The organism is Phormidium tenue FACHB-1050 (genome assembly GCF_014696925.1).
Lineage (GTDB): Bacteria > Cyanobacteriota > Cyanobacteriia > Pseudanabaenales > Pseudanabaenaceae > Pseudanabaena.
The window spans coordinates 15196-33537 of the sequence record NZ_JACJQY010000025.1 but is presented as its reverse complement, the minus strand read 5'-3'; the positions used below and the strand labels follow the sequence as shown (position 1 = coordinate 33537).

Sequence of the window (18342 nt, the reverse complement as noted above, 5' to 3'; positions counted from 1 at the left end):
CGAAGCCGCGCCACTCAAAAATTGGTTCATAAGCTTAGCGGACTATCAGACATAGCATGGGTTCCCGACTTAGTAGCACCATTAAGATTTTGATTATTAGCAATTAACTCTTGCGGTTGGTGCATTTTTAAAATCATGGCAAGACTTTGCTTCAGCTTAGTTCTGGGTACAACCGCATCCACAAAACCATGATCAAGTAAATATTCCGACGATTGGAAGCCTTCAGGAATTTTTTGCTTTAGGGTCTGTTCAATCACGCGCCGCCCTGTAAATCCAATCAAAGCTTTCGGCTCAGCCAAAATAAGATCACCAAGCATCGCAAAACTTGCGGTTACACCGCCCGTTGTAGGATTAGTCAAAACTGGGATATAAAGCAAATTTGCCTGACGATGGCGTTCCAAAGCAGCCGAAGTCTTTGCCATCTGCATCAAGCTCAAAATCCCTTCCTGCATCCTTGCCCCACCAGAAGCACAGAATATCAAAGCTGGATAACGTTTAGCGGTAGCAGTCTCTAGCATACGGGTAATTTTTTCCCCGACAACCGATCCCATACTGCCGCCCATAAATCTAAAGTCCATCACTGCAAGCGCAGCATCGCAGCCATCAATCTTGCCAGTGCCAGTGATTACCCCATCACTTAACCCCGTTTTTTGCTTATATTCTTTGATGCGATCAATATAGGGCTTACGATCTTTAAAACCTAGTGGGTCGCAGGAGGTTAAATCTGCATCCATTTCTTGCCATGTTCCTGCATCAATCAATTGGGCTATGCGCTCATAGGCATTAACTTGATTATGATGACCACATTCTGGACAAACCATCAAATTGGTTTTTAAATCCTTCACATAGGTCAAAGTGCCACAACTAGAACATTTGTGCCACAAGCCATCAGGAATTTCACGTTCTTGAGACTCTTGATTGAGATTAGGAGTTTTGCGGCGATATGCTTCACCTGCGCGCGAGCGAGTTTCAGCAAACCAATCAAACAGTGACATAGCGGCTCACGGTTTACAGAATAAGCTTCAGTTGTCAATGTTGACAGACGACAACTGTAGCCAAAAATACAAGTCTAACTTTGTCATCATACAGCGCTTTGCGCTCTCAGTAAAACTGAAGGGCGATGTAAAGCATCGCCCTTCAGTTTTATTCTAAGCTGTCGCTTGTTTTTTGCTTCACTCGTTCAACTTGAGAGTATTTCTCAACTGTTTGAGTAACTTCAAATAGTGATTGCTGTAAAGGTTTAATGGCAGTTTGTAAGTCCTCATATGTAGCCTCTTCAGCTTCATATAAATTCTTGAGAGCTTCCATGTTCTTGAGTGTAGGTTCACGCAAACTGGTAGTGATTACCGAAGGACCATTGTCTCTGAGGATTTCTTCGACAGTGCGAATCAGGTTGGATGCTTGGTTCCTCATATTCGCTAACTCGCGACGAGCTTCATCCTCTTCAGAGTAGACCTCAGCTTCCATCCGCATTCTCTCGATTTCGCTGGGACTCAAGCCACCTGTGTTAGTGATGCTGATACTTTGCTCAACTCCAGTGTCAATGTCTCGCGCTGAAACTTTGAGAATACCATTAGCATCAATATCAAAGGAAACTTCGATCTGGGGAATCCCTCTAGGTGCGGGACGAATGCCCTCTAGTTCAAATTTGCCTAGGCTCTTATTGTCCTTTGCCATAGCCCGTTCACCCTGTAGAACATGAATTTCTACAGCCGATTGGTTGTCAACGGCGGTGGAGAAAATTTGGGACTTACTCGTGGGGATTGTGGTGTTACGTTCTAGGTTTTTTGTAAACACACCGCCTTGAGTTTCCAGTCCAATCGAGAGAGGAATTACATCTAGTAATAAAAGATCCTTAACTTCGCCGCCTAAGATACCCGCTTGAACTGCTGCACCGATCGCGACCGCTTCATCAGGGTTGACTGACTGATCAGGCTTTTTGCCATCAAAAAATCTGGATATCGCTTCTTGCACTGAAGGAATCCGCGTTGAGCCACCAACCAAAATGATCCGATTAATCTCTTTTGGTAATAGCCCTGCATCCTTCAAAGCTTGAGCGGTCGGTTCGAGAGTTGCTTTGACTAGGGGTGCAGTAATTTCATCAAACTTGGAACGAGTAAAATCTAGCTCAATGGTCTTTGGTCCTGAATCATCAGCAGCAATAAATGGCAAACTGATCAAGGTTGAAGGAGCGCTAGAAAGCTCAATCTTGGCTTTTTCAGCAGCTTCTTTGAGTCGTTGCAAAGCAGTTTTATCAGCAGATAAATCAATTCCTTCTTTTTGTTTAAAGTCAGCAACTAACCAATCCACAATCATTGCGTCAAAGTCGTCACCACCAAGGTGATTATTTCCTGATGTTGCCTTAACTTCAAAAATGCCATCACCGAGTTGCAGTACTGACACATCGAATGTACCGCCTCCAAGGTCAAACACTAAAACGATCTGATCTTGATCCTGCTTGTCCAATCCATAAGCAAGTGCTGCGGCTGTCGGTTCGTTGACAATCCGTAGCACCTCCATGCCCGAAATTGCTCCAGCATCTTTGGTAGCTTGGCGTTGAGTATCAGTAAAGTAAGCAGGCACAGTAATAACGGCTTGAGTGACCTCTTCGCCTAAATAGTTTTCAGCATCCTGCTTTAGCTTTTGCAGGATCATTGCTGAAATTTCTTGCGGGGTATAAGTCTTATCCCCAATCTGAACATCAACGGTTTCGTCTTTTCCTTTAACCGCTGTGTAAGGAACACGACGACGCTCCGCCTCGGTTTCATCCCAGCCACGACCAATAAAACGCTTGATACTATAAACCGTATTGACTGAGTTGGTTACAGATTGACGCTTAGCAACCTGTCCAACGATCCTCTCGCTACTGTCTTTGACAAAAGCGACAATACTCGGTGTGGTGCGCCCCCCCCTCTGCACTAGAGATGACAACAGGCTTACCACCCTCTAAAACCGAAACACAACTGTTTGTCGTACCAAGGTCGATCCCAATTACTTTCGACATAATCGCCAGTTCCGTTAAAAGCTTTTTTAAAGTTTAGCTTAATGAATTTCTGAATAATGTACCCTAAGAATGCATTTCAAGATGCAATCGCGATCGCATCTTGAAATATTTAGCTTAATTAGGTTCGCTAGAGCTATTTTCAGAGGTCGCGTCTGAAGACGGGATATCATCTCCGTCAATTTTGCCTGAAGACACTTTGACCAGTGAATGACGTAGGACACGATCATCGCTGACTAGATAGCCTGGGCGTAATTCTTCGGTGATAATACCTTCGTTATATTCAGTTGAAGGTTCTTGCATAATTGCTTCATGGAAATTGGGGTCAAAGTCTTGCCCAACACACTCCATCCTCACTACCCCTGTCTCTTTGAGGCATTTTAGCAACTGCTTGTATACAGATTGATAACTTTTATGAATTGAAGCTTCTCCGTCAGTTTTTGGAGAGATTTGTAACTGTGCGCGCTCAAAGTCATCGACTACAGGCAGGATTTTTTTAAGAATCTTGGATGTAATTGTCCCTTCTTGCTCTTCTTTATCACGCTCTGTACGTTTGCGAAAATTCTCGAAGTCAGCATATAGACGCAAGTACTGTTGTTTGCGATCGTCTAATTGCTCTCTAAGCGAGGTTGACTCAGCGATCAAACCATTAATTTTTTCTAGCGTTGCTGCGGCTGCTGCATTGGCTTTACTTGCGTCAGGTTTTGGCTCGCTAGCTGTGGTTGCAGATGCTGGAGAGCCTTCTGCTTTGGATATGTCTGGATTTGCGATTTGATTTAATTCTTCGGTAGCAAGTTGTTGCAACCGTGACTCAAGAACCTCATCATCTTCGTCGATGAGGTCGTCAGAACTGAGGATGTTTTCTTCTTCGATCATTACGGTGATACTCTTTTAGCGCTTTTTAGACTAGCAGTAAATTGCTAAGAGTTAAAATTTAAGTGTTAGTTTTGACGATTTTTGTCAGTCATTTCGATCTTACTCTTTATCTGAGACAACGTATAGCTGTTAGTGCCATATAGTGGCATAAATATGGAAATTTGCGCTGAAATGAAGTTAGCGCGAAGCGCCGCTTTTATTTATGGCAAACAATTAAGAGTTGATTTTGTAGAGAGCCCAGTCTCAGCAACGTTGCCAGAGGCTAAAGAGCAAAAATATGTACGAATCTTAGGAGCCAGATTTAAAGCGTTAGTAAAATCGGCGGCTTCGATACTGCCAATATTTTCAACGATCGCATTGCGGAAATTTGCGCCGTTAAGGTTTGTACCAGCAAACTCAATCAAGATTAATTTTGCGGCGGTTAAGTTAGCCGAACTAAGATTTGCATTGGAAAAGTTAGTTAAATGCAGCTCAGCCGATCGCAAATCCGCTAGAGACAAATCGGCATCGTCTAAAATCGCGTCACTCAGATTTGCGGCGCTTAAATTGCTTTCACTCAGATTCGCTTTAACGAGATTAGCTTTACGAAGATTGGCGAGGACTAAATTTGCGCCTTTGAGATTGGCGGAACTGAGATCAGCCTCACTCAGATTTGCCTTCATTAATTCTGCTTTTTGTAAAAGTGCTGACCCTAACTTTGCTTGAAATAAATTTGCCCGCAATAAATTCGCCTGAGATAAATTGGCTTCGGTCAGATTAGAAAATGCTAAGTTTGCGTCCACAAGACTAGAATTACTCAGATCTGCACCTCGGAGATCGACTTTAACGATTTTAATGCCATTCAAATTTGCATTCCTGAAGATCACTTGGCGCAGATCAACTCTTTCTAGCACAGAACCACTGAGATTAATATTGCTAAAGTCTTGACCTTGTAAGCGATCGCCTTGAGTACCTGTCAGCTGCACATAGCGAAAATCACGCTGCCCCTCGGCGTATTTAGCAATTAAATTAGTTGCTGTAATTGGGGTTAATTTTGGTGTTATTGGAGTGGTGGTGTTAGTAGGAGTTGGTGTAGGAAAGCTTGAGGGCAATAACTCAGGACTTCTGATAACAGTCGGTTGAGTTTGTTTGTTTCTGAGAGCCCAGAAAGTACCACCAACCAATAACACAGTTAGGAAAATCCATAGCAAAGGCTTATAGGAAGCAATTACAAATTTGAACTGCTCTTTTGAGTTAGGAGTTTTACTATCTTCTTTGCCATGACAGCGACGGATCAGGCGATCGCATAGCTCACGAGTTTCATCATCAGGGATACTCGCGATCGACTGAAACACAGGTGATAATTCAGGTTCTTGAAAATCGTTTTGCCGAAAGATCAGATTTTTGTTGTCTTCGTGGAAGGTTTCCCAAAGATTAGGCTGGCTTGCCAAAGCCCGAAGAGATAGGGAAATCACTTCAAAGGAAAATTCATCAAGCTGATCCCCAAAATCCTTAGGCGATCGCATTGGTGGCTGATAGTTAGGATGTCCCACTTCAAGGGGTGGAGTTCCTCGCAATGCAGGCACATACATGCCGTCATAGTCAACTAGCTTTAGCTCTCCCTGATCGTCCACCATGATATTTCCATGTTGCAAATCCCCGTGGGCGATGCCCACCTGCTGCAAATCTTTTTGGAGTTGTTGTAGTTGACGATCTAAACGCAACAACACTTGCGAATCATCAATATAGTCGCCAATATAGCGATCGAGTTCTGAGCCTTGCACCCAATCCATTTTTAGGATCGGATACCATTCGCCTTTGACCAGAATTCCTTGAGTCAGAAATTCAAAATCCACTAAGTAAGGAATCTGGTGTTGACTGAGATATTCACTAATTAACCTGTAGCGCTGCTGTACATCTGACTGCGGAATGCGCGTAAAACAACGTACAGCCCAAGAGCGATTTCCCTTAGTGAGCTTGTACACAGTGGCAAAGTTGCCCGACCAAAGCAAAACCCGTCCCCGCGAATTTTTAGAAGTGCTAGATTGCTTCAGGTCAGGATCAGCAAAGCAAAGATGCGGATTTTGCACTGCGATTGTAAAGTCAATATTTAGGGGCCAAGTTTGAATATCTGTCATGATTCACAACTTTGACTCATCGGAATTTCGGTTGCATCCTGAATTTTGAGACATAGCAAGGTTGTATCGTCGTTAGCTATTTCATGGCGATCGCGCAAATCCGTCACCCATTCTGCGAACAAATCTTGCGAGCTGATCTCATCTAATTTTACCCAAGGATCTTGATTTGCTTCTAATTGCTTAAAAATCCAACAGGCGATCGCATCGGTAGCAAGATAAAAGCGATCGCCAAATTTTGCATCCCCATGAATTTGCGAAACATGAATATTTGTCGCCTTAACATTGGTTCCGATCAGCTTGGGTCGATTGTTAAATTCCTGACTTTTTTGCAAAGGAAAGCTAGTTTGTAAACAGCGATCGCGCACGATAAATAGGCAAGAATCTCCTACAGCAAGAGACTTCCAAGTTAAATTCGCAAAAACTTCTAAGCTCACAAACGTGGCAAAAGCGCCTTCACCTGCCTTACGTTTGGCAAACCAAGACAAATCCTGATGCACTAACCATTGTTGCCAAGACGTTTGTAAGGGCGATAGCCAATTTGCAGCCATAGCATAGACTTCTTGCCAAGGTAATTGACGATTCACAAAAGCTGTAACTAATTCCTGCGCCCATTCCCTTGCAAAGGAAGACTCGGTTGCACCATCAGATAAAGCGATCGACACCATCGGATTTCGTTTTACACAATGCCAAATGTCTTCACATTCGGTGAGCAAATTCCCTGCCTTTTGGACTGAAAAACTTTGAATCAGTTCAAAATGAGGTTTAGACTGTTCTTTTTGAAAGTTTTTTAGCTCAGGATTGAGGGGCTGATTATATAAACTGCGATCGCTATATTTCTGAGCATTTAAGGCGATTTCTTTAAAGCCAAAATTTGCATACCCATAGGGAGAATGCACGCCAGAAAAAGTATTAGGGAAAAAAGATCTAAACACAGTAGCTATAGCGATCGGCAATTTGATCAGCAAATTCAAGGTCACACATTAGCACATTAACCTAATCGAAAAGCCGCTCTATGGCGGCTTTTCTTGTACAAAACATAGAGTGTGCTTTGCACGCTATGTTGTTATGCCAATGCTAAAGAAGCTAAAGGCTGGGGAATTGAGGCACTAGGTGCAGTAAATTCGCCAGTTACCACAAACTCAAGTCTTAACTTCAGCCAACGCATTGTATTTGGATCGGTTGTAATGATCGCCGCCGCAGGTTGGGGAATTTGCTTTTTAATACTTGCCATTTCAGGAGCTTCTAAAAAAGCAGGTTGTTCAATCAACCAAAAATTAATTTCCTTATTGCGAGCCTCAAAATTGCGCCGACGCTCCGATAGCGTCTCACCCAAAGGTTTCCCTTCGTCTTCACACAAGTACTTACGGCTAGCAGCCACGAAATAATATTGCTGGGAGTCTGACATAAATTTCTTTTCTTAACAAGGTAATAGCTTGTAAAGCTAGATCTATGTTAACGCCTATTTAACTTATCAAACTTTGCAATAGATTAAGCTGTGGGGTTAGCTCTAGTACTGTGTTTAACACAATATCAGCTCCATTTTCCTTGAGCAAAGCTGTATAGCGATCGCGCAAATCTACACTGACATGGGGAGGGATTACGCCAACAGCAACATATTGATAACTGGGATCAAAGTCTCGCGCCTTTACTACCGTCAGCATATCCGCCACCGTATCCCCCACATACACAATCACAGTTGCAGTATTATTTTGCTTCCGCTCAATTTGTTTCGCCGCTAATAAAAGTCCTGTGGGATCAGGCTTACCCGCAGCATCCTCCATTGCAATTAACACTGGTTGATCAATTGCCAAGCGTTGCAACACATAACTTGCCGAAGCCCTCGTTGCTCCACTAAAGAAGCCCCATCCAATTCCTGCGATCGTTAACTCCTGAAAATATTTCGTAGTGGCAATCAGAGGCTCCGTCGCAATATAGCCATCTGACCAGTCAGGATTACCACCCCGATAACGACTCTGAAAAAACTCGACGATCGCCTTATAGGCTACTTGAATCTCTTGCCCCAGACTTTGCAAATATCGCTTAATTAGCTCCTGTGAAGCTTCCCAGTCATTATTCCAAATCCCTTCAGCTTTTAACTCGTCGATTTCTTCAGGAGTGGGACGATACGCGGATTTTGTAAAATGCTCAACCGTATCGGCAAGAGCGCGGCGGTAAGAACCTGATACATCTCGAATCACGCCATCAATATCAAAGACAAAAATACTTTGGTTTAATAGGTTTGAATCAACTTTAGAGGTTTCAATCATGTTATAGTGCAAGATCGCTACTTTAATATGTAATTTAACTTTTCTTGGAGGTAGGTAGCATTGTCCCAGTTTATTCTAAAAATCTTATGGTTAGAGAATAATGTAGCTCTTGCCGTCGATCAAGTCGTTGGCAAAGGCTTCAGCCCTCTCACCAAGTATTTCTTTTGGCCCCGTGATGATGCTTGGGATCAACTTAAATCAGAAATGGAAAGCAAGCCTTGGATTGCCGATCAAGATCGGATTGAAATTTTAAATAAGGCAACCGAAGTAATTAATTACTGGCAGCAAGAGGGCAAAAACCGCCCCATGACAGAAGCTCAAGGTAAATTCCCTGATGTCATATTTACTGGTAGTAACTAAGCAAATAAAAAAGGGCGCAATGCGCCCCTTTTTTTGATTTAAAAATCTAAAAATAAAAAGGTTTCGCATTGCGAAACCTTTTTATTTTTAGAAACTATTTATCAAGATCAGGCATCGATAGTACAGCCTCAGTCTTGCGGTCAATACCCTTTTCAAAGCCAGCAACAGCCGCGCGAGCGCGACCAGCGTGCCATAGGTGACCAACCAAGAACATGAAGGACAATACGAAGTGAGATGTAGACAACCAAGAACGAGGAGAAACAAAGTTTACCGCGTTGATTTCAGTGATAACACCGCCAACTGAGTTCAAGGAACCCAAAGGAGCATGTGTCATGTATTCAGCAGCGCGACGTACTTGCCAAGGTTGAACGTCATTCTTAAGTTTGTCGATATCTAAACCGTTTGGACCACGGAGAGGCTCCAACCAAGGTCCGCGGAAATCCCAGAAACGCATGGTTTCACCACCGAAGATGATTTCGCCCGAAGGAGAACGCATCAGGTACTTACCTAAACCAGTAGGACCTTGAGAGGTGGCAATGTTTGCACCTAACTTTTGGTCACGTACAAGGTATGTGAAAGCTTGAGACTGAGAAGCTTCAGCGCCAGTAGGACCAAAGAACTCACTAGGATAAACAGTGTTGTTAAACCATACAAAGCAAGTAGCGATAAACGCCATCAAGCTCAATGCACCAAGACTGTAGGATAGATATGCTTCACCAGACCATACAAGAGCGCGTCTTGCCCAACCAAAAGGCTTGGTAAGAATATGCCAAATACCGCCAGAAATGCAGATCAAGCCGATCCAAATATGTCCACCGACTACATCTTCGAGGTTGTCAACACCAACGATATTGCCTTCGCCGCCAAAAGGTGAGTTAAGCAAATAGCCAAAAATGACAACGGGGTTGATCGTCGGATTAGTGATCACACGTACATCGCCTCCACCAGGAGCCCACGTATCATAAAGACCACCAAAAAACATTGCCTTGAATACGAGTAGGAGTGCGCCAAAGCCCAACACAATCAGGTGATACCCGATGATGTTAGTCATTTGGTTTTTATCTTTCCAGTCATAACCAAAGAAGGAAGAATAATTTTCTAAAACTTCAGGTCCACGCAAAGCATGGTAAATACCACCGAAGCCTAGTACTGCCGAAGAAATAAGGTGTAAAACGCCAACTACAAAGTATGGAAATACATCAACAACTTCACCACCAGCGCCAACACCCCAGCCTTGAGTTGCAAGGTGAGGTAGCAAGATGAAGCCTTGCTCGTACATTGGCTTTTCAGGAATAAAGTGCGCGACTTCAAACAAAGTCATTGCGCCAGCCCAAAATACGATTAAACCAGCGTGAGCAACGTGAGCGCCCAGCAGTTTACCAGAAAGGTTAATGAGTCTTGCGTTGCCAGACCACCAAGCAAAGCCCGATGAGTCTTGTGTACGCCCGCCCACTCCTAGGGAGTTTAAGTTAATGGTCGTCGTCACGAGAGGTTATCTCCAGAAAAATTTTTATAGGTTTAAAGTGCAAATAATTTTTAAGCTATCAGTTATCAGATAGTTAACTGCTAACGTTCAGACGTTTGATGAGATTCATCATAATCCAAAAACTAGTAGAACCGTACCGATTTCTGATAGCTAAGCTTTGCAGTTATCCTTAAAAAATTGATTGCAGCACGCTGCAATCAATTTTTAAGATTCAAATTTATAGTGCGTTACCGCGAGGTAATACTTCTTCAGGGAAGATGAATCTTTCAGCGGGTTGGTCTTGAGGAGCCATCCAAGCACGAATACCTTCGTTCAAGAGCAAGTTCTTGGTGTAGAAGGTTTCAAACTCAGGATCTTCTGCGGCGCGAACTTCTTGTGATACGAAGTCATAGGCACGCAAGTTCAATGCTAGACCAACAATACCGACGCTGCTGAACCATAGTCCAGTTACAGGTACGAATAGCATGAAGAAATGCAACCAACGCTTGTTAGAGAAAGCGATACCAAAGATTTGGCTCCAGAAACGGTTAGCGGTAACCATGGAGTAGGTTTCTTCAGCTTGGGTGGGGTTGAAAGCTTTAAAAGTATTAGAGCTAGAGCCTTCGCCATCTTCAAACAAGGTGTTTTCAACGGTTGCACCGTGAATTGCACAAAGCAATGCACCACCAAGGATACCTGCTACGCCCATCATGTGGAAGGGGTTCAGAGTCCAGTTGTGGAAACCTTGTAAGAACAAGATGAAGCGGAAAATACCAGCAACACCGAAGGTAGGACCGAAGAACCAACCAGATTGTCCCAAGGGGTACATCAAGAAGACGGATACGAATACGGCGATAGGACCAGAGAAGGCGATCGCATTATAAGGACGAATACCTACTAGACGAGCGATTTCAAACTGACGAAGCATGAAGCCAATCAGTGCAAATGCGCCATGAAGTGCTAGGAATGTCCACAAACCACCGATTTGGCACCAGCGAGTAAAGTCGCCTTGAGCTTCAGGTCCCCAGAGCAAGAGTAAGGAGTGACCAACGCTCAATGGAGGTGAAGATACGGCTACGGTCAAGATATTGCAACCTTCGAGGAAGCTAGAAGCTAGCCCGTGGCTATACCAAGATGATACAAAGGTGATACCTGTAAACCAGCCACCAATTGATAAGAATGCGGTGGGGAATAGCAACAAGCCACTCCAACCAATAAATACGAATCTGTCGCGCTTTAGCCAGTCGTCGATGATGTCAAACCATCCTCTTTCGACTTCTTGCGACCTGCCCATTGCAATGGTCATAATCTTAAATCCTGCTGTAACTAAGAGTATTTATATGGATTTGAAATTAGCTTAACACATCTTTACGTTTGGGTTCTTACAAAATAGTTAAAAACCTAAAATCGTTTGCAAGTAAGGGTTTGAGCTTGCTTTACAGAGTATGTGTACTGAGCAAAAAATCTTAAAAAAGTATTAAGAAGGTTTACTTCTACCTCTTATGAGATAGATGCCAATAAATTAATATATTAATTAACAATATAGCAGTGCTAAATCCAGTCATTTCAAAAATGTTGTAACAGAGATGGATTTGACTGGATCTTCGCATTAATAGCTAAGTATTTATACTTACAACACTTGCAAATATTGGCAGAGAAAGTAATCAATAATCACTAAAACTTGCGATCGCGATCGCCTTCTTGTGTCCAACAACATTGCAGTATTGGATAAGTGTGGATTAGCTATAGGTAATCAAAATGATTAGAAAGGTTGAAACTAGGCGGTCTGAAACATCACAACCAAATGATCTTCAGATGGAAATATTGCCCGTCTCTGAAAATATTGGTGAGATGGAGGCTGACAGTAATTTTTTGGCTGATTTACCTGAAGAAGAAGCTAAACCACCTAAGCAGGAAGGAAATCGACGGCTATTACGTTGGGCAATATATAGCTTGTTGGGATTTGGTCTAATTGCCATAGCTGCGCCTGCATTTCTAGGAGTGTCATCAAGTTGCAAAAATAAGAGCCCAGAAGCTCGAGTTTATGTAGGAGCTATGGGTAGAGCGCAACAAACTTTTTGGCTAGAGAATGGAGCTTTTGCGCGATCGCTTTCTGCTTTAGCAATTGGCATTGAAGAAGAGACAGATAACTATAAATATGATTTGCAAAGTTTTGGGCTTGTTGCCTATCATTATGGTGTTCCTAAGAATGACAATTTAAAAAATTTTGTTGGTGCAGTGTTTGTAGTACCTGAAAAAGCTCAAACATCGCAAAATGTAAATCAACAGGCTAGTCCCAAATCATCCACAAAGCCAATTACTAAAAAAGAGCTAACTACAGTCACGATTCTTTGTGAGTCACCGATCCTTGGAGTAAAGACTAAGTTACCCAAACCATCTCTAGAAAATGGTATCCCCAAATGTGCAGAGGGAACTGTCCTAGTAGAGTAACTGTCTCATTACATACACTTAATAAAGATATTTAACAATTAATAATATGAATAATTATGTAAATTATCGTTATCGAGATTTTCAAAATCAATCATTTCAAAATGAATTTCGTAAAGGTGAAGATCAGACTGCTGACTTTACAGGTGCAAGGTTAAAAGGTTGTGATTTTCGAGGAGCGGGGCTAACAGGTGCTGATTTCTCAGAAACAGCGATCGCAAAAGATGAAAAAAACTTCCAAAAGCAGTGCATCAATATGTTTCTGCATATTATTTTGGGAATTCCTCTAGGATTAGCAGCTTGGTTCCTAGGTCGATTCGTGCTTATAGGCTGTGGTGGTGAGGTCTCAAATCCCTATGGATGGTTGACAAATCCTTTTGTCTGGATATTTGCATTTGCTACGGCTGCGGCAGTCTCTCAAAGAAGGATTTTTTATATTTACATGGGGCTAATTGGAGTAATGGTAATCGCTGGCATAAACTCTACAGCCTTGATGATAGTTGGGATAGGTGTGATGATTGCCGCCTTTGGAATGTCTATGTTTGGACTATATCTGGGCTACAAAAAAGGGGCGATCGCGGTGGGTATGGTCTGGATGGCGGTGGGAGTATCTTCGGCAATTTCGGCTGGCTATAGCTGGATTAAATACCGAGAAATTCATTATGCAATTTTGTTTGCTGTATTGGCGATTTTGCCTGCGGTTTTGGCGACTAGGGCTTTTAATCTCCACTTTGCAAAAGTTAAGATGTCGGTGGTGACTTCTTTTGATGATGCAGACTTAACAAATGCGCGATTTGTAAATGCAGTTTTAGAAAATTGTGATTTTTCAGGTGCAAACATAGAAGGTATTGACTGGTATGGTGCAACCTTTAAAAATTGCAAGTTCCCCAATGGTTTTTCTCCAGATACTCAGGAGGCGATCGCTAAAAATCCTGAGATTATAGCTGTCACCAATTACGTCAGCCTCTAAAACCCAAAGTGAGTGGCGGTGCTTCCCGCCGCCACTCACTTTGGGTTTGGATACAATAGGCTATGAATATTTAATAAGTAAGTTGTTTAAACTTAGGATGGGGTAGGGATAGCGTAACCCATCATTTCTGGCTAATTGATGCGTTACATTTCACTAACACATCCTACATTTAGAACTAACTTACGAACAAAATTAGTGATTTGAATAATGCTGGAAATACCTAATGTTATTAAAGGAATAATAATCCTTATTTTTGTATTTGTACCAATTGAAAAAATATTTGCATTACATCATAAAAAATTATTACGAGAAGGTTGGTTTACAGATCTTTGTTATTATTTTTCAGGCTATTTTATTGGTCATGGCACAACTAAATTATTAATTATATTTGCCTTATTTGGACAAGGTTCTATTCCCACCTTATCTAGCTTTGTTAGCCAACAACCTATTTTTCTTCAAGTAATCGCCGCCGTATTTATTGGGGATCTTAGTTTTTATATAATTCACTATCTAATGCATACTGTGCCTTGGTTATGGAAATTCCACGCAATTCATCATAGTTCCACCCATATGGACTGGCTTGCGACTGTGCGGGTACATCCTTTTGAGCAGATTTTGACCAAGGCTTGCCAAATGATTCCGCTTTATTGGCTAGGTTTCTCGACTGAGGCTTTGGCGGTTTATGCAATTTTTTCGAGTGCGATCGCCTTTTTTATTCATGCCAATATTAGCGTAAGATTTCCAATTTTAAAATGGATTATTGTTACACCTGAATTTCATCATTGGCATCATGATCGTCATCCGAAACTATATGCTCAAAATCTGGCTGTACAGTTACCAATCCTTGATTATATATTTGGTACTTGGCATATGCCAAATCAAGAATTGCCAAAGCAATATGGAACAGAATTAAATACTAAGACTAATTATTTTAATCATTTAATTTATCCATTTAAGCATCTATTTAGAAGCAAGATTAGAAGAAAGAAAATCTAATGGATAGAAAAGCATTTCAACTAACAAAAAGCAACTTTAAAGGATTTATATCTAAGCGGAAATATCTGATTCCTTTAGCTATATTTGGTGCATTGTTAGTATTTGGTCTTGGGACTTTGAGTCTGTTGGCTTATCAGCAGCAAATGAGTTTACCTATATATTTACAAAGTTTTAGCACGCCGCAAATTTCAGTCGATGCGTTGGCTAATAGCAAGCTTAAATCTATAGTATTAATCGATGTGCGATCGCCCGAAGAATATCAAGAGGATCACATTGGTAATAGCGTGCTTGTATCATTAGCTGAAATTGAGACTGAGTTAGGGTTTCAAAGGATTAACAAGATTGTGAAAAGCTATGAAGAGAAGCAAAAAACTAAACCCACAATAGTTTTGTACTGTACTTCGGGAATGCGCTCAATCAAGGCAAATAAGTATCTGCGCGATCGCGGTTATCAGGTTGTAACTTTGACGGGTGGTATTACCGCATGGCGTAAACAATTTACGCGATCGCAGGATTTGCAAGTTTTGTCAGAAAAATAAAAAAGCGCCTCATGAGGCGCTTTTTTATTTTTAAGTCGGGATGATAGGATTCGAACCTACGGCATCCTGCTCCCAAAGCAGGCGCGCTACCAAGCTGCGCTACATCCCGTTGCGAATATCTATGTTACTACAGAAAGCGCGAAATACACATAATTATTTTTTTCCTTAAATTTTCAACTCAAGAATTTGCTTATGGAGCTTTGTGTTCAAAGAAATGAAGTGCAGCGCTCCACAGCACTTCATTATATAGCTGTCGCCAAGTGTAGGACATAAAACCCAAGAAGAGAATGGCGGCGCGAAGCGCCGTCATTCTCTTCTTAGGTTTTGATTTTGTCCTAACACAATCGACGATAGTTATATGTATGCAAGTCTTGACATATTAATGTTTTAAGGATTGCTTCACTAAAACTTGAGGTAGCATAATCGCGAAGCACTATAAATCTGCTAGACAAGCAAAATATGGCTAAACTCAGAATTGGTATTAATGGATTTGGCAGAATTGGACGATTAGTGGTTCGTGTTGCTGCCAAACATCCCGAAATCGAGATTGTCGGAATCAACGATCTTGTTCCCTCTGATAACCTCGCTTATCTACTTAAACATGACTCCACCCACGGTCTCTATGACGGTAAAATTTCGGCTAAGCCCGAAGGTATTGAGATCGATGGGATATTAGTACCCTGTACTGCGATTCGCAATCCCTCAGAATTACCTTGGGGAGAACTAAAAGCGGACTATGTGGTGGAGTCTACTGGCTTATTTACTGATTATGCTGGGGCGATCGCGCATATCAACGCAGGTGCAAAGCGGGTAATCATTTCTGCGCCAACTAAAGATCCCGAAAAAGTACCCACATTGTTAGTTGGAGTAAATCACACTAAGTTTGATCCTGCCACTGATTTAATTGTCTCTAATGCAAGCTGTACCACCAATTGTCTAGCGCCGATCGCTAAGGTTCTCAATGACAACTTTGGTATTGCCGAAGGATTAATGACTACTGTTCACGCAATGACAGCTACGCAGCCAACGGTGGATGGTCCTAGCAAAAAGGATTGGCGTGGCGGACGCGGTGCTGGTCAAAATATCATTCCTTCTTCAACAGGTGCGGCGAAAGCTGTGGCTTTAGTGTTGCCTGAACTGAAAGGGAAGCTGACGGGAATGGCTCTGCGTGTTCCTACGCCTGATGTATCGGTGGTAGATTTAACATTTAAGACTGAAAAGGCTACCAGCTATAAAGAAATCTGTGCAGCGATGAAGTCTGCTTCAGAAGATTCTTTAAAGGACATTCTCGGTTATACCGATGAGGAGGTTGTCTCGACAGATTTTAAAGGAGATTCGCGATCGAGTATTTTTGATGCTGGAGCTGGCATTGAGCTAAATCCGAACTTCTTTAAGGTTGTCTCTTGGTATGACAATGAGTGGGGTTATTCCTGCCGTGTGGTTGATCTGATGATATCCATGGCTAAAAAGGAAGGAATTCTTTAGTTCTCTAATGCAAAAAAAACAAATGAAGGTGGTGCTAAGCACCACCTTCATTTGTTTTTTTTACCTCGCTATATTTGGAACCCATTCTGTAGTAATAATGTCAACAGAACAACAGAAGTAGATTGATTTAGAAGGCTTTACATTATGTGGAAACCCCGATCGCTTAAACCTTTAATCCACGCTTTACCGATCGCAATTTTGTCTTTACCTTTAATCATCCCGTCAGTTAACTCAGAGGCGATCGCCCAAGCTACTTTTGGGCGCACTGGACAAGACGGCGATCGCGGACGAGACGGACGTAATGGTCGAGATGGTCAAGATATCAAAATTGTTGGTGACGGTAAACCTGCTGCCTATGATCTCTCTGGCACAATCGGTGAAGATGCTGAAGATGGCACATCAGGGCGATCGGCTAGCAGTTGTGAACAACCCTATCGTCCTGAATATTCCCTTATAGGCGCTTCGGGTGGACGTGGCGGAGATGGCGGGAATGGTGGACGTGGCGGCAATGGGGGCAATGCCATCATTTTTTATACCAATATTGCTGCACTTCAACAGCTAGAAATTCGGAATGCAGGGGGGAAAGGCGGTCGAAACGGGCGTAGCGCAGTTGGAGGCAAGGGCTGTGAATGCCAAGAAACATCATGGCAGGTTAAATACTGTACGCTAGAGACTGAACGCAGACAATTTAATGACGCTAAATCTCCTTGGCAATATTACTCCAAAGAGACTCGGCTTTGTGGGCGTTCAAGTGATGGTTGGGATCTTAATTTTAATCGCTTATACTCAAAGGTTTCTGAATATCGGAAAGATGATTGGCTCTATCGGCGCACTAATAAAGGAGTCACCCAGACAGAGTATTATTCTTGCCAACGCGGACGTGATGGAGAAACTAGCAATAGTGGACGCAATGGCGAGACAGGTAATTATGGAAAAGTTACCCTTGTACCGCGTTTAGATATTCCATCGGAGGTTACGAGCGATCGCACACCATTAGGAACTGCGATCGGTAAAAAAGTTGGCTTAGTCAAAAATATTTGGGTTGAGAGAAGTGGTTTGTTGCGTTTACTGCGCCCCAGTTCTGACGTTTCAGATCGATACACCTATCTAAAAGATACGGCTCGATTGTTCTATCGATTTGATTGGGCTGCCAAAGAAACTCCAGCAGCTTTGGGTGTTGATCGTGTGGAAATTGGTGCAACTGTCAATGTCCGTAATGAGAATGCTGAACTCGAATATCAATTACCAGGGACATTGGAATATCAAGTTATTCCTGAGAACAATCTTCAAGTGGTAAAGATTACAGGTGGATTCAATCCCGATCGCGTCAGTTCATTCCAATTACAAAAAATCTCAGGTGTTGGTACTGACAATCAATTAATCCTTAGCGATCGCGGTAATGTGCGAGAACTGCTCAAGGATACACAAATCGAGGTGCAATGTTTTAGCAAGCAATCAGCAACGGGTGTGGTCGCTAGCGATTATGTCCAACGGCGTACTGTTACCTTTAAGATTCCGCCGAAATTGCAACCTAGTGAGGGGGCAAGCGTTAATGGCAATATTTACACTTTGCCCGTCGGTCGTTATTGTTCCCCTTGGCTGAAAGCTGATTACAACGCAGCCTATGGAATTGTAATTAATCAAACCACCAAGAGCGGCGCAAAATATAAGCAAAGTATCGACATGCCTTTTGTGGTTGGGAAAAACTAACAATACCCAAAAGATGAGTGGCGGCGCTTCGCGCCGCCACTCATCTTTTGGGTTTCTAGGCAAAACTTACATTGCTATAGCGATCGCCTTAGCAACTCTAATTATAAA

15 protein-coding genes, 1 tRNA gene and 1 pseudogene are annotated in these 18342 nt (G+C 42.4%); 7 read left to right on the top strand and 10 right to left on the bottom strand.

Annotated features, from left to right (window positions below; genetic code table 11):
* Positions 1-26: 26 nt before the first annotated feature.
* The 7 genes and pseudogenes from accD to H6G05_RS15205 all read right to left on the bottom strand — a co-directional run bounded on the left by accD (position 27) and on the right by H6G05_RS15205 (position 8261).
* Positions 27-995 carry an acetyl-CoA carboxylase, carboxyltransferase subunit beta gene (accD, locus tag H6G05_RS15235; RefSeq protein WP_190579015.1) on the bottom strand — a complete coding sequence of 323 codons (969 nt, stop codon included), beginning with the start codon at positions 993-995 and terminating at the stop codon, positions 27-29.
* 148 nt (positions 996-1143) lie between these two features.
* A pseudogene (gene dnaK / locus H6G05_RS15230) lies at positions 1144-3004 on the bottom strand (molecular chaperone DnaK).
* Positions 3005-3118: 114 nt separating this feature from the next.
* Positions 3119-3877 carry a nucleotide exchange factor GrpE gene (gene grpE / locus H6G05_RS15225; protein WP_190579013.1) on the bottom strand — a complete coding sequence of 253 codons (759 nt, stop codon included), beginning with the start codon at positions 3875-3877 and terminating at the stop codon, positions 3119-3121.
* Positions 3878-4077: 200 nt separating this feature from the next.
* Entirely contained in the window at positions 4078-5994 is a 1917-nt protein-coding gene (locus H6G05_RS15220) for a pentapeptide repeat-containing protein (RefSeq protein ID WP_190579011.1), read from the bottom strand.
* Positions 5991-6971, bottom strand: a complete 981-nt coding sequence (locus tag H6G05_RS15215) for a hypothetical protein (RefSeq protein WP_190579009.1) — start codon at positions 6969-6971, stop codon at positions 5991-5993. The genes H6G05_RS15220 and H6G05_RS15215 overlap by 4 nt, the downstream gene beginning before the upstream one ends.
* A gap of 86 nt (positions 6972-7057) precedes the next feature.
* Positions 7058-7399, bottom strand: coding sequence for an MgPME-cyclase complex family protein (locus tag H6G05_RS15210; protein WP_190579007.1), 342 nt, complete (start codon positions 7397-7399; stop codon positions 7058-7060).
* Positions 7400-7457: 58 nt separating this feature from the next.
* Positions 7458-8261 carry a TIGR01548 family HAD-type hydrolase gene (locus tag H6G05_RS15205; RefSeq protein ID WP_190579005.1) on the bottom strand — a complete coding sequence of 268 codons (804 nt, stop codon included), beginning with the start codon at positions 8259-8261 and terminating at the stop codon, positions 7458-7460.
* 60 nt (positions 8262-8321) lie between these two features.
* Between H6G05_RS15205 and H6G05_RS15200 the strand changes: the two genes are divergently transcribed.
* Positions 8322-8621, top strand: a complete 300-nt coding sequence (locus H6G05_RS15200) for a 30S ribosomal protein PSRP-3 (RefSeq protein WP_009627931.1) — start codon at positions 8322-8324, stop codon at positions 8619-8621.
* Between the two features lie 94 nt (positions 8622-8715).
* Here H6G05_RS15200 and psbC read toward each other — a convergent pair whose 3' ends face one another.
* Positions 8716-10095, bottom strand: coding sequence for a photosystem II reaction center protein CP43 (gene psbC / locus H6G05_RS15195; RefSeq protein ID WP_408962480.1), 1380 nt, complete (start codon positions 10093-10095; stop codon positions 8716-8718).
* A gap of 229 nt (positions 10096-10324) precedes the next feature.
* Positions 10325-11392 carry a photosystem II D2 protein (photosystem q(a) protein) gene (psbD, locus tag H6G05_RS15190; protein WP_190579001.1) on the bottom strand — a complete coding sequence of 356 codons (1068 nt, stop codon included), beginning with the start codon at positions 11390-11392 and terminating at the stop codon, positions 10325-10327.
* Between the two features lie 452 nt (positions 11393-11844).
* On the opposite strand from psbD, the gene H6G05_RS15185 reads away from it, so the two are divergent.
* The 4 genes from H6G05_RS15185 (at position 11845) to H6G05_RS15170 (ending at position 15039) form a co-directional block, all read left to right on the top strand.
* Complete coding sequence (locus H6G05_RS15185) at positions 11845-12537, top strand: type IV pilin-like G/H family protein (RefSeq protein ID WP_190578999.1); 693 nt, start codon at positions 11845-11847, stop codon at positions 12535-12537.
* Between the two features lie 46 nt (positions 12538-12583).
* Positions 12584-13504, top strand: a complete 921-nt coding sequence (locus H6G05_RS15180) for a pentapeptide repeat-containing protein (RefSeq protein WP_190578997.1) — start codon at positions 12584-12586, stop codon at positions 13502-13504.
* Between the two features lie 207 nt (positions 13505-13711).
* Positions 13712-14500, top strand: coding sequence for a sterol desaturase family protein (locus H6G05_RS15175; RefSeq protein ID WP_242025542.1), 789 nt, complete (start codon positions 13712-13714; stop codon positions 14498-14500).
* Positions 14500-15039: a rhodanese-like domain-containing protein gene (locus H6G05_RS15170; RefSeq protein WP_190578995.1), complete on the top strand. Its 540-nt coding sequence runs from the start codon at positions 14500-14502 to the stop codon at positions 15037-15039. The genes H6G05_RS15175 and H6G05_RS15170 overlap by 1 nt, the downstream gene beginning before the upstream one ends.
* Positions 15040-15074: 35 nt before the next feature.
* Here the strand turns inward: H6G05_RS15170 and H6G05_RS15165 are convergent.
* Positions 15075-15148, bottom strand: a tRNA-Pro gene (locus H6G05_RS15165).
* Positions 15149-15498: 350 nt separating this feature from the next.
* On the opposite strand from H6G05_RS15165, the gene gap reads away from it, so the two are divergent.
* A complete protein-coding gene (gene gap / locus H6G05_RS15160; protein ID WP_190578993.1) occupies positions 15499-16524 on the top strand; it encodes a type I glyceraldehyde-3-phosphate dehydrogenase in 1026 nt (341 codons plus the stop codon).
* A 144-nt stretch (positions 16525-16668) separates the two neighbouring features.
* The gene (locus H6G05_RS15155; RefSeq protein ID WP_190578991.1) at positions 16669-18234 is read left to right on the top strand and encodes a hypothetical protein; all 1566 of its coding nucleotides are present in this window, start codon (positions 16669-16671) and stop codon (positions 18232-18234) included.
* Positions 18235-18342 lie beyond the last annotated feature (108 nt).

Excerpts from the sequence above, each read along its gene's own strand:
- accD (WP_190579015.1), bottom strand. The coding sequence starts at position 995 with ATGTCACTGTTTGATTGGTTTGCTGAAACTCGCTCGCGCGCAGGTGAA.
- grpE (WP_190579013.1), bottom strand. The coding sequence starts at position 3,877 with ATGATCGAAGAAGAAAACATCCTCAGTTCTGACGACCTCATCGACGAA.
- H6G05_RS15220 (WP_190579011.1), bottom strand. The coding sequence starts at position 5,994 with ATGACAGATATTCAAACTTGGCCCCTAAATATTGACTTTACAATCGCA.
- H6G05_RS15210 (WP_190579007.1), bottom strand. The coding sequence starts at position 7,399 with ATGTCAGACTCCCAGCAATATTATTTCGTGGCTGCTAGCCGTAAGTAC.
- H6G05_RS15205 (WP_190579005.1), bottom strand. The coding sequence starts at position 8,261 with ATGATTGAAACCTCTAAAGTTGATTCAAACCTATTAAACCAAAGTATT.
- psbD (WP_190579001.1), bottom strand. The coding sequence starts at position 11,392 with ATGACCATTGCAATGGGCAGGTCGCAAGAAGTCGAAAGAGGATGGTTT.
- H6G05_RS15185 (WP_190578999.1), top strand. The coding sequence starts at position 11,845 with ATGATTAGAAAGGTTGAAACTAGGCGGTCTGAAACATCACAACCAAAT.
- H6G05_RS15180 (WP_190578997.1), top strand. The coding sequence starts at position 12,584 with ATGAATAATTATGTAAATTATCGTTATCGAGATTTTCAAAATCAATCA.
- H6G05_RS15175 (WP_242025542.1), top strand. The coding sequence starts at position 13,712 with ATGCTGGAAATACCTAATGTTATTAAAGGAATAATAATCCTTATTTTT.
- H6G05_RS15170 (WP_190578995.1), top strand. The coding sequence starts at position 14,500 with ATGGATAGAAAAGCATTTCAACTAACAAAAAGCAACTTTAAAGGATTT.
- gap (WP_190578993.1), top strand. The coding sequence starts at position 15,499 with ATGGCTAAACTCAGAATTGGTATTAATGGATTTGGCAGAATTGGACGA.
- H6G05_RS15155 (WP_190578991.1), top strand. The coding sequence starts at position 16,669 with ATGTGGAAACCCCGATCGCTTAAACCTTTAATCCACGCTTTACCGATC.